This is a genomic window from Methylobacterium sp. C33D, assembly GCF_053345825.1.
Genome location: NZ_JBKFAV010000007.1, coordinates 147,164 through 157,015, shown reverse-complemented (window position 1 = coordinate 157,015; position 9,852 = coordinate 147,164). Strand labels below are relative to the sequence as shown.

Annotated in this window: 13 protein-coding genes; 5 read left to right on the top strand and 8 right to left on the bottom strand. The window is 73.5% G+C overall.

Going from position 1 to position 9,852, the window contains the following annotated elements:
• The first annotated feature begins 250 nt into the window (after positions 1 to 250).
• The 4 genes from ACLBXO_RS07430 (at position 251) to ACLBXO_RS07415 (ending at position 1,790) form a co-directional block, all read left to right on the top strand.
• Positions 251 to 601 (top strand): hypothetical protein, encoded by a 351-nt coding sequence (locus tag ACLBXO_RS07430; protein ID WP_331316692.1) that lies wholly within the window; start codon positions 251 to 253, stop codon positions 599 to 601.
• Between the two features lie 129 nt (positions 602 to 730).
• On the top strand, positions 731 to 991 hold the full coding sequence (locus ACLBXO_RS07425) for a hypothetical protein (protein WP_447684982.1): 261 nt from the start codon (positions 731 to 733) through the stop codon (positions 989 to 991).
• 2 nt (positions 992 to 993) lie between these two features.
• Positions 994 to 1,398, top strand: a complete 405-nt coding sequence (locus tag ACLBXO_RS07420) for a hypothetical protein (protein WP_447684981.1) — start codon at positions 994 to 996, stop codon at positions 1,396 to 1,398.
• Between the two features lie 86 nt (positions 1,399 to 1,484).
• Positions 1,485 to 1,790 carry a hypothetical protein gene (locus ACLBXO_RS07415; protein WP_447684980.1) on the top strand — a complete coding sequence of 102 codons (306 nt, stop codon included), beginning with the start codon at positions 1,485 to 1,487 and terminating at the stop codon, positions 1,788 to 1,790.
• Positions 1,791 to 1,806: 16 nt separating this feature from the next.
• On the opposite strand, the gene ACLBXO_RS07410 is transcribed toward ACLBXO_RS07415, so the two are convergent.
• The 7 genes from ACLBXO_RS07410 to osmF all read right to left on the bottom strand — a co-directional run bounded on the left by ACLBXO_RS07410 (position 1,807) and on the right by osmF (position 7,547).
• The gene (locus ACLBXO_RS07410) at positions 1,807 to 2,265 is read right to left on the bottom strand and encodes a hypothetical protein (RefSeq protein ID WP_447684979.1); all 459 of its coding nucleotides are present in this window, start codon (positions 2,263 to 2,265) and stop codon (positions 1,807 to 1,809) included.
• Positions 2,266 to 2,317: 52 nt separating this feature from the next.
• Positions 2,318 to 2,887, bottom strand: a complete 570-nt coding sequence (locus tag ACLBXO_RS07405; protein WP_447684978.1) for a hypothetical protein — start codon at positions 2,885 to 2,887, stop codon at positions 2,318 to 2,320.
• Between the two features lie 184 nt (positions 2,888 to 3,071).
• On the bottom strand, positions 3,072 to 3,290 hold the full coding sequence (locus tag ACLBXO_RS07400) for a hypothetical protein (RefSeq protein WP_331316684.1): 219 nt from the start codon (positions 3,288 to 3,290) through the stop codon (positions 3,072 to 3,074).
• A 257-nt stretch (positions 3,291 to 3,547) separates the two neighbouring features.
• A complete protein-coding gene (locus tag ACLBXO_RS07395; RefSeq protein WP_447684977.1) occupies positions 3,548 to 4,291 on the bottom strand; it encodes an ABC transporter permease in 744 nt (247 codons plus the stop codon).
• Entirely contained in the window at positions 4,288 to 5,220 is a 933-nt protein-coding gene (locus ACLBXO_RS07390) for an ABC transporter ATP-binding protein (RefSeq protein WP_447684976.1), read from the bottom strand. Before ACLBXO_RS07390 ends, ACLBXO_RS07395 begins: the two co-directional genes overlap by 4 nt.
• On the bottom strand, positions 5,217 to 6,413 hold the full coding sequence (locus tag ACLBXO_RS07385) for an ABC transporter permease (RefSeq protein ID WP_447684975.1): 1,197 nt from the start codon (positions 6,411 to 6,413) through the stop codon (positions 5,217 to 5,219). Before ACLBXO_RS07385 ends, ACLBXO_RS07390 begins: the two co-directional genes overlap by 4 nt.
• 201 nt (positions 6,414 to 6,614) lie before the next feature.
• Positions 6,615 to 7,547, bottom strand: coding sequence for a glycine betaine ABC transporter substrate-binding protein OsmF (osmF, locus tag ACLBXO_RS07380; protein WP_447684974.1), 933 nt, complete (start codon positions 7,545 to 7,547; stop codon positions 6,615 to 6,617).
• Positions 7,548 to 7,988: 441 nt separating this feature from the next.
• Between osmF and ACLBXO_RS07375 the strand changes: the two genes are divergently transcribed.
• A complete protein-coding gene (locus tag ACLBXO_RS07375; protein ID WP_331316679.1) occupies positions 7,989 to 8,204 on the top strand; it encodes a hypothetical protein in 216 nt (71 codons plus the stop codon).
• A gap of 16 nt (positions 8,205 to 8,220) precedes the next feature.
• Here ACLBXO_RS07375 and ACLBXO_RS07370 read toward each other — a convergent pair whose 3' ends face one another.
• A complete protein-coding gene (locus tag ACLBXO_RS07370; RefSeq protein ID WP_447684973.1) occupies positions 8,221 to 9,696 on the bottom strand; it encodes a protein adenylyltransferase SelO in 1,476 nt (491 codons plus the stop codon).
• Between the last annotated feature and the right edge of the window lie 156 nt (positions 9,697 to 9,852).

Here is a 9,852-nt window from a genome sequence, read left to right as displayed (position 1 = left end):
CCGGCGCTGGCCGGTGATCCGGCCACACTCATGTCTGAGGTTTGGGGCAGATCTGCCGAATTTCCCGCGGCGGGTGCGCGCGCCGCGTCGCCGGCAGGTTTTGCCGCTTCCGCTTGGCGGACCTTCGTGATCCAATACGGTCTCGAGCGCTTCGCGAAGTCTCCTCATGGCCGCCACACGCCGACCGTCCGCGCCGAGATCGGAGGTCCTGAAGGTCTGCGCCGTGCGCGGCGCCGGTCGGGGATGTGCGGTGCTGACGACGCTCCTCGCAGGCCTTCTGGCGGCGCCCTTCGCGCACGGGCAGGGTGCCGACGATCTGGAGGCCGAGATGCGGGCGCGGGTCGCCGCGGCCTTCCCGGATGCGGGCCTCGTCCGCTTCCGCAAGATCCGGCCGATCCCAGCCGAGGCGGGCCCAGCGGTGGCGTTCTGCGGCCAGGTGAGCACCGGTCCCACGGAGCGGGGGCGATCGGATTTCCACCTGTTCCTGTACGATCGGACCGACACGGCGGAGACCGTCCGCATCCTCGGATCGGAATCCCTCAACGGCTATCGCGTCGGCCGGAAGCTGATCGGTGCCCTGCGGCGTGTCGGCTGTCTGTGAGACGGACGGCACGGGCGTTCCGTCTCACACGTGACGAAAATATGGCAGAAGCTTGACTATTCTATTTCGGTCAGTTTATAGCTTGACCGTGGCGTAGCGGATACACCCCCGAGTCCCCTGGAGGTTCGGATGTGCGCGCGGAAGACATTCTACATTTTCGTCTCGGCCTCGGACGGTGAGCAGTTCTGCGCCGTCCGGCAGGATCAGCCGATCCCGTCGCTCATCGACGGTGTGCGCTGGATGTATGTCGGCTGCATCGATACCGCCCGCGACAGGCCGTACGGGTTCGACGCGGACGCGGCGCACGCGGCGATGCGGAACCGCGGTGTCTACTTCTATCGCCGCGAACTGATGTTCCGCCGGGCCAACTTCCTCCTCGAAGCCGCCTGAAGGTGGCTCCCCCCGGAACGATCCTGGCCGGCGCCCTCGTGGTCGCCGGTCTCGGGTTCGCGCCTGCCGCCGAGGCGCAGGTCCCGACGCGCGTCGGAACCTGCGCGGCGACGACCATCGCGCGGATCGGGACGCGGTTCAGCGACAGGCTCGTCAAGCCGAAGGGCGACGGGATCGATGAGGGGACGAGCGTCGATCTGACGAACGGCGTCTACGGCATCTCCTACGCCTATGTCGACGCGGTCGCGCGATCGCGGGTCGGCGACCGGGTGATGACCTGTCTCGTTCTCCTGCCGACCGGCTGCCCCAAGGGCGACGATCGCGGCAAGATGTACACGACGACCAACCTGCGCACCCTGGATTCCTGGACATTGCCCGACTCCCAGCACATGTGCGGCGGCGCCTGATCGGGCTCGCGAGAAACGCCGCGCGGCTGAGCGTGTTGCCTCCCGGAGGAGCCGGAATCGGGCTTCGGCGAAGAGGAGAGGGATCCGTGTCGGTCAGGAACGGTCTTGCTGCCCTCGTGCTGGCGGTCGCGGGCGCGGCGCCGGTCCCCGCCCGGGCCTGGGGCGTCCCCGGATGCACCAACCTTCCCGAGTACAATCGCGCCCTCGGCGCCCTGCAGGGCATGACGAGCGCCTGCGACATGAGCGTCGAGGAGGCCCGCCGGGTCGTCGCGGCCCATGACGGCGTCGCGCCCGGCCCCCCGGTCGCTGCCGCGGAGCCGCCGTCGCGGGTCGCGCCGCGGCACCGCAGGGCGCGGGCGCACCGGAGCGCGCGACCGCGGCACCACCGCTGAATCCGCCGACCGGCGCTCAGGTCTCGTCGCCCGGGGCATCCGCCGCGCGGGCGCGCGCCCAGTCCCGGTCGCGCTCAGCCTGGCGGGCGCGCTGCTCCGTCACGTAGGCATCCTCCTCGGCGTGCTCCCGCTTCCGGCGGCGGTCGGCAGCGGCCGCAGCGCGCTTGCGCCACGCCTCCGTCTCGGCCTTCTGGCGCAGCAGTTCCTCGACCGTGACGGGTGTCACGGGCGCCTTGGGTTGCGCCCAGGGATAGGGCGGTCGGGGTGGCGGCGGGCGGGCCGCCCGGTGGGCGGAGGCCTGCCCGGCCCGCCGGAGCGCCTCGGCCGCCTCGACGAGGGTCATCCCGGCGCCCCGCGCGATGCGCTCGGCGGCGGCCCGGGCGGCCGCGCGCTCGCCCGCCGTGGCGCCCTGGGCGGCGAGCGCGAGGCATTTCTCGAACCGGTCTCGGTCGGCGGGCGTCATCGGCGACGTCATAGGCGGCGTCTTACCGCCAAGTCGGCCCGCCTGTCCCGCCGCTCCGGCCTCGTCAGTCCGGTTTCGCGCTGGCCACCGTGTTGGCCAAGCTGTAGCTGCCGAGCTTCTCGCCGACGACCTGGACGGCGCCCTCCGTGGGGGAGTTCAGCCGTCGGGAGCGGATCTTCATGGTGCCGGACAGGCCCGCGAACTTGCCGGTCCCGCCGATCCACTCGCCCGTTCCCTCGTTCACGGCGGCCAGGGGCTGGACCGGATAGTCCCACTTCTCGAAGACGTGGTCGCCGTCGGCGTCGACGTAGTCGCAGTAGCCGTGGTTCTCGAGGGTTTTGGCGACGCTGTCGATGAGCGGGGCGGAGGTGCAGCGTCCGGCCATGTTGTGCAGGAGCCGGCCGCCCGATTCGTTGACGGCGGTCATCATGTAGATCATTGCCGAAGCGGTGCGATTGTTGCCGATCACGACAGGTTTCGGCGCGGCGACGCCGATCGACGTGTAGGTGATCCTGAAATCGCCCTGCCGCGGCATGTCCTCGGCGCGGCCTGTACTCGCTCCGAGAAGCAGCAGGCCGGCTGCCGCGGCGGTGATTTCAGCGGCGGTTGCTATGTGGATGACCCTTCGTGTCATGGCGACCTCCCTGTCCGACGCAGGCGCGACCGGTCGGCAAGGATCGCGCTGCCGAACGACAGCCGACCGAATCATGTGCGTCGATCCAATGCTGTTATCTTTGGTTCGAATATTCAATATGTCCGGAAGGAGACAGTTATATTCTGTCACTCCGCGCTGCGGTGCTGCTGGGGCGGTCCGGCTCCTACGTCCCGGCGCGCCCGCTCCCGCCCTGGCCGATCGCCGGCAGGCCGGTCCCGTCCGGCAGGCCGCCGAGCACCACGAGGATCCGTCCCAGGAGCGCCCGCGAGTGCCGGGCACCGCTGCCGATGGCCCCGAGGTCCGGCCGGCCCGGACGGGCCTCGTAGGCCGCGCGCAGCCGGTCGAGCTGCCGCCTGCGCGTCTCGGGATCGCCGGAACCCATGGCCCATCCTCCCGGCGGGCCCTGGCTCGCGGTGCGCCCCCGCGAACGAGCCTTCGACCATCCCGAGTCGGGGAGTTGGAAAACCGTGTCTGAACGGTCCCTACGACCTTTAGCGCCGGAACGCCTGGACATACGCCGCAGGCTCCCCGACCGTGTGGCCAAGGATACGGGTGCCGTTGTGGTCGGCACCGACCATCAGACAGGGGGTTCCACGCCCCAGGGCCGCGCGTACGGCCCCGCCGGCGTTCTAGCCGCGTCTAGGAACGAAATCCAGCCTGCCGTGCCGCGCCGCGCTCGAGTCGGCGGAAGCCGGCATCGGTCAGGAGGGCCAGCGCGGACACGACGAGGCCGCCCTGCAGGACGTAGGCGGTGTTGCCGGTCAGGAGGCCGGAGATGATCACCTCGCCGAGGGTGCTGGCCGCCACCGTCGAGCCGATGGTCGCCGTCGCCAGCCCGATGACCGCCGCGAGGCGGATCCCCGACAGGATCATCGGCAGCGCCAGGGGCAGCTCGACGCGGACGAGTCGCTGCCGGTCGGTCAGCCCCATGCCGCGGGCCGCCTCCAGCAGCGCGGGGTCGATCGCCTCGAGGCCGGTGAGCGCGGTCTCGAAGATCGGCAGGAGTCCGTAGAGGATCAGGGCGATCAGGGTCGGGACCGCGCCGAACCCGAGGATCGGCACGGCCAGGGCCAGGACCGCGACGGGCGGGAAGGTCTGCCCGATGCGGGCCACCGACCGGGCGAAGGGCAGCACGTCGCGGCCGGCCGGCCGCGTGGCCGCGACCGCGAGACCGAGGGCGATCCCGGTCGCGGCCGCGGTCGCGGCGGCGACGAGCAGGAGGTGGTTGACGGCGAGGGTCAGCAGCGGCGTCTGGCCGTAGATCGGCGGCGTGTCGCCGGGGGCGAACGGCCGGAACAGGGGCGCGAACCGGCCCGGCGCGACCAGGAACGCCCCGAGCAGGGCGAGGAGCGCGGCCCGGGCGATCCGCGGGGCGCGGATCACGGCCGGGCACCCCGCGCCTCGAGGGCCTCCCGCGTCACCCGGCCCAGGACGACGCCGCCGCGGCTGACCGGCAGGGCCGGGCGCCGGGACCACAGGCTCTCGGCGAGGGCGGCCCGCACCGTGGTCCCGGCCGGGATGGGCGGGCCCGGCGCCGGTCCCGGCTCGACCAGATCGTCGACGGTGCGCAGGGCCATGAGCTGGAAGGCCCGGTCGCCGCTGCCGAGGAGCGCGCCGACGAAGGCGGTGGCGGGCGCGCCGACGAGGTCCGCGGGCGCGGCCTCCTGCACCAGGCGCCCGGCATCCATGACGGCGATGCGGTCGCCGAGATGCAGGGCCTCGGTCATGTCGTGGGTCACCAGCACGATCGTGGTGCCGTAGCGCGCCTGGATCGCCAGAAGGTCCGCCTGCGCCCGCCCGCGGATGACCGGGTCGAGGGCGCCGAAGGGCTCGTCCATGAGCAGGATCGGCGGCTCGGCCGCGAGCGCCCGGGCGACGCCGATCCGCTGCTGCTCGCCGCCGGAGAGCGCCGCCGGCAGGCGGTCCCGGTAGATCGCCGGATCGAGGTTGAACAGGCCGAGGAGCTCGTCGACCCGCACGGCGATCCGCCGGCGGTCCCAGCCGACGAGCTTCGGCACCACCGCGATGTTCTCCGCGACCGTGCGGTGGGGGAACAGCCCGTGGCCCTGGATGGCGTAGCCGATCCCGCGCCGCAGCAGGTGCGGGGGCACATCCCGGACGTCCCGGCCGGCGATCCGGACCGTCCCGGCGCTCGGCTCGATCAGGCGGTTGATCATGCGCAGCAGGGTGGTCTTGCCGGATCCCGAGGTGCCGACGACCGCCAGGATCGTCCCGGCCTCGACGCGCAGGGTGACGTCCGCCACCACGGTGCGCCCCTCGAAGACGCGGCTCACCCCGGCGAGGTCGATCATGCGGTCCGCTCCGCCGCGCGGCCCCGGCTCAGGTCGATGACGGCGTCGAGCAGCACGGCGGCGCCGCTCGCCAGGGCGACGGTCGGCAGCGCGCCGAGCAGGACGAGGTCGCCCGCGTTCTGGCTGATGCCCTGGAACACGAACACGCCGAGGCCGCCGCCGCCCACGAGGCCCGCGATCACCGCGAGGCCGATGTTCTGGACGAGGACGATCCGGATCCCGGTCAGGATCGCCGGGAGGGCGAGGGGCAGGTCGACCTGGAAGAGCCGCTGGCGCGGGGTCATGCCGACGCCCCGGGCGGCGTCGCGCACCGGCCAGGGCACCGCGTCGAGGCCCGCGACGGTCGCGGCGGCCACCGGCAGGAGCGCGTAGGCGAACAGCGCCACGAAGGCTGGCGCGGCGCCGATCCCCGCGATGCCGAGGGCGGCCGCGCCCGGGACCTCCCGGCCGATCCAGGCCAGGGGCGCGATCAGCATGCCGAACAGGGCCATGGACGGGACGGTCTGCACGACGTTGAGGGTCGTGAGCAGGCCCGCCCGCACGGGCGGGACCGGGCGCGCGAGCACGGCCGCCGGGATCCCGACGAGGGCGGCGGCGGCCACCGAGGCGAGGGCGAGGGCGGCGTGGGTCCGCAGCTCCCGGCCGAACGTGTCGGAGCGGCCGGCATATTCCCGCAGGACCGAGAGGTTGTCCCAGAAGCCGGTGCGCAGGGCGAGCCCCGCCGCGGCGACCAGCAGGGCCAGCGCGGCGATCCGCGCGACCGGTCCCGGCCGCAGCCGCGCCAGCCCGTCGCCGACCGCGAGGGCCGCCGTGACGGAGGCGAGCCACCAGCCCGCGTCCGGCGAGACCCGGCCGTACCGGTCGCCCGGCGCGGTCAGGTGGTCGGCCGCCCAGCCGGCCGCGAGGCCGAGCAGCAGCAGGATCGCGGCGGCGGCGGCCAGCCGCAGGACCGGCGCCGACCGGAGGACCAGCGGCGGCAGCGCGAGGGCGACGACGCCTCCGAGGAGGAGCGCCGCGCCGGAGGGGAGCGCCGACCACGCCGTCAGCGCGGTGCCGGCCGCGATCCGGTTCGGCCGGGTCGTCATCAGCGGCAGGGCGAGCAGGCTCACCGCCAGCACGGCCGCGAAGGCCGCGCCCAGCGGATCGACGCCCCGGCGACGCCGCCCGGTCGCGGACAGTACCCCCGTCCTCACGCGCCGACGGCGTCCCGGGACGCGCACGTGGATGGGAGCGGGTCGGGTCTCATGAGGCGGGTCACCGGCGTCGCGACGCTCGCGGGCGCCCCACCGCGCATCCTTGCCGACGGAGCCCCGGCTTGTCGACGCGGGATTGCGCGGGCGGCGCACCACCCCGCCCGCGAGGACGCGGATCGCGGCGCTGGCCGCGCGGCCGGCTCACGGCACGAACCCGTTCTGCCGGAGGAAGTCCGCCGCGACCGCGGAGGCGGGCTCGCCGCCGATCTGGACCCGGCCGTTGAGATCCCGGAGCGTGGCCAGATCGAGCCTGCGGAAGATCGGATCCAGCACGGCGGCGATCTCGGGATGGGCCTTGAGGACCGCGCCGCGGACCACCGGCGCCGGCTGGTAGACCGGCTGGACGCCCTTGTCGTCCTCGAGCATGACGAGGCGCGCGACCGCCATGCTGCCGTCGGTGCCGAACACCATGGCGGCGTTCGTGCCGGAGGTGCCCCGCGCCGCCGCCGCGATCGTGGCGGCGGTGTCGCCGCCGGCCAGGATGACGAGCTGGTCCGGCGTGAGGGTGAAGCCGTAGGCCCGGCCGAAGGCCGGCAGCGCCCCCGGGCTGGTCACGAATTCCGACGAGGCGGCGAGCTTGATCGCGCCGCCGCCCGCCACGTAGCGGCCGAAATCGCTCATGGTCCTCAGGCCCGCGGCCAGCGCGATCTCCTCGCGCACCGCGACCGCCCAGGTGTTGTTGGCCGAGGCGGGCGTCAGCCAGACGAGGTCGTTGGCCGCGCGATCCAGGTCCCGGGCCGTGCGGTAGGCCGCCTCCGGGTCCTTCCACACCGGGAGATCCGCTTTCCCGAAGAAGAACGCCGCGTTGCCGGTGTATTCCGGATAGATGTCGACCTGTCCCTCGATCAGGGCCTGGCGTACGATCGCGGTGGCGCCGAGCTGGATCTTGTCGACGGTCGGCAGGCCCCGGGCCTGCAGCGCCTGCAGGATGATGTTCCCGAGCACCCCGCCCTCGGTGTCGAGCTTCGAGGCGACGACGATCCCCGCCGCCGGGGCGCCGGGCGTGGGTGCGCACTGGGCGGTCAGCAGCGCGAGGGCCGCCGCGACGAGCCCTGCCCGCATCCGCTTCACCATGGCCTCCGGGTCCCCCCGCGCCGCCGTCGGTCCGTTCGGGCGCTCGCCTCGCGACATCTAGGGCCGGTCCGGATCAAGTTGAGGCGGAGGCGCACCGAGCCCCTGCCGCACGGGCGATGGGCATGGCGCGACGTCGCGACCCGAATCGTCGTCCGCCAGAATCGACGCGACGGGATCGGGAAACAGCACTCGGGCGCCGCCGCGGCGCGATTCGGTGCCCGAACCCGGTCGACAGCCGCGTCCCTCGCGCCGGACCGCTCCGGCGTCGCGGCCCGCGCGACCGCCGCGGTGACCGCCGCGCCCGGCGAGTCCAACCGGGGCCGTATCAAATCAACACATTCCTGTTAATGTTGTTTAACCTTTACATGATCCTGCCGCGAACGATCCTGGCTTTGGAGATATAATCTTGAGTACATGCTTTGTGTCGAAAGGAGGGGAGATATGTCGTATTCGATTCTGGTTCGCGATCTCACCCGCGAGACCGACGGTACTCCGAAACTTCTGGCCTACGACATTCACGACCGCTCGGCGGCCGAGACTCTCGTGTCGGTGATCGCCACGTCGTACCAGGATCACGGCTTCAATCCCGCGACCCGCGTTCACTGGTTTCGCCACGCGGGCGGGGTGCGCGAGATCTTCACGTGGCCGCGCTCCTGACCGGCGGCGGGCGGGCTCAGGTGCCGCAGAAGGTCCGGTAGCCGACGCCGCCGCCCGCGGGCGCCTCCGCGAAGGCGGCGTGGTCCGGCTGGTCGTCGTAGGGGCGCGCCAGGACGGCGAGGAGCGTCGCGAACGGCGCGAAGTCGTCCCGCTCCACGGCGGCCTCGATCATCGCCTCGACCCGGTGGTTGCGCGGGATGAAGGCCGGGTTCTCCCGGCGCATCGCGGCGGCGGTCTCGCCCGGGTCGCGCGCGTCCTGGGCCAGCCGCGCGCGCCACGCGGTCGCCCAGGCATCGTAGCGCGTCGGATCGACGAACAGGTCGCGCACGGCCGCGTCGGCCTCCGGCCGCGCCGCCGCGTCGCAGAGCCGGCGGAACGTCAGGGTGAAGTCGGCCTGGTTCTCGGCCATCCGCTTGAGCAGGTCGCCCGCCAGCTCGGCGTCGCCGTCCCGGATCTCGGCGAGGCCGAGCTTGCGGGCGAGGCCGCCGTGATAGGCCGCCTCGAAGCGCGGCGCGTAGGTGGCCAGAGCCGCCTCGGCCTCGGCGACCGCGGCGTCCTCGCCCTCGGCGAGGAGCGGCAGCAGGGTCTCGGCGAGCCGCGTCAGGTTCCAGAGCGCGATCCGCGGCTGCTGGCCGTAGGCGTAGCGGCCGTTGCGGTCGATGGAGCTGTAGACCGTCCGGGGATCGTAGGCGTCGAGGAACGCGCAGGGCCCGTAATCGATCGTCTCGCCCGCGACCGACATGTTGTCGGTGTTCATCACCCCGTGGACGAAGCCGACGTGCAGCCAGCGGGCCACGAGGCTCGCCTGGGCCGCGACGACGCCCTCCAGCATCGCGCGATAGGGGTTGGCGGCCCCGGCGGCGTCCGGGTGGTGCCGGGCGACGACGTGGTCGGCGAGGGCGCGCAGGCCCTCGACGTCGCCCCGCGCCGCGAAGAACTGGAAGGTGCCGACCCGGATGTGGCTCGCCGCCACGCGGGTGAGGACCGCGCCGGGCAGGAGCGTCTCGCGCACCACCGGCTCGCCGGTCGTCACGGCGGCGAGGGCCCGCGTGGTCGGGATGCCGAGCGCCGCCATGGCCTCGCTGACGAGGTACTCGCGCAGGACCGGGCCGAGCGCCGCCCGCCCGTCGCCCCGCCGCGAGAACGGCGTCGGGCCCGCGCCCTTCAGCTGGATGTCGCGGCGGCGCCCGTTCCGGTCGACGACCTCGCCGAGCAGGACCGCGCGGCCGTCGCCGAGCTGCGGCACGAACTGGCCGAACTGATGGCCGGCATAGGCCGCGGCGATCGGGTCGGCACCGTCCGGGACCGCGTTCCCCGCCAGCGCCGCGACGCCGTCCGGGCCAGCGAGCCAGTCCGGGTCGAGGCCGAGTTCCTCGGCGAGCGCGCGGTTCAGCCGGACGAGGCGCGGCGCCGCCACGGGCGTCGTCGGCCGGCGGGCGTAGAAGCGCTCCGGCAGGCGGGCGTAGCTGTTGTCGAAGGGGAGTGCCGTCATCGTCGGGATCTATGGAGGGTGGGGCCCAGGGGCAAGCGGGCCCGTCGGAGCCGCGCGGCGGCGGCGGAGCCGCCGATCGTCCGCCGGGTCCGGGTCATCGTCGCGCCTCTCCGCTCCTCGGCCGATCCGCCGGGCGCGGGCTTGTTCGCGGCCGGC

Bases quoted from the DNA above. Each gene is read 5' to 3' on its own strand.
- ACLBXO_RS07425 (WP_447684982.1), top strand. From the start codon at position 731: ATGTGCGCGCGGAAGACATTCTACATTTTCGTCTCGGCCTCGGACGGT.
- ACLBXO_RS07410 (WP_447684979.1), bottom strand. From the start codon at position 2,265: ATGACGTCGCCGATGACGCCCGCCGACCGAGACCGGTTCGAGAAATGC.
- ACLBXO_RS07405 (WP_447684978.1), bottom strand. From the start codon at position 2,887: ATGACACGAAGGGTCATCCACATAGCAACCGCCGCTGAAATCACCGCC.
- ACLBXO_RS07400 (WP_331316684.1), bottom strand. From the start codon at position 3,290: ATGGGTTCCGGCGATCCCGAGACGCGCAGGCGGCAGCTCGACCGGCTG.
- ACLBXO_RS07390 (WP_447684976.1), bottom strand. From the start codon at position 5,220: ATGATCGACCTCGCCGGGGTGAGCCGCGTCTTCGAGGGGCGCACCGTG.
- osmF (WP_447684974.1), bottom strand. From the start codon at position 7,547: ATGGTGAAGCGGATGCGGGCAGGGCTCGTCGCGGCGGCCCTCGCGCTG.
- ACLBXO_RS07375 (WP_331316679.1), top strand. From the start codon at position 7,989: ATGTCGTATTCGATTCTGGTTCGCGATCTCACCCGCGAGACCGACGGT.
- ACLBXO_RS07370 (WP_447684973.1), bottom strand. From the start codon at position 9,696: ATGACGGCACTCCCCTTCGACAACAGCTACGCCCGCCTGCCGGAGCGC.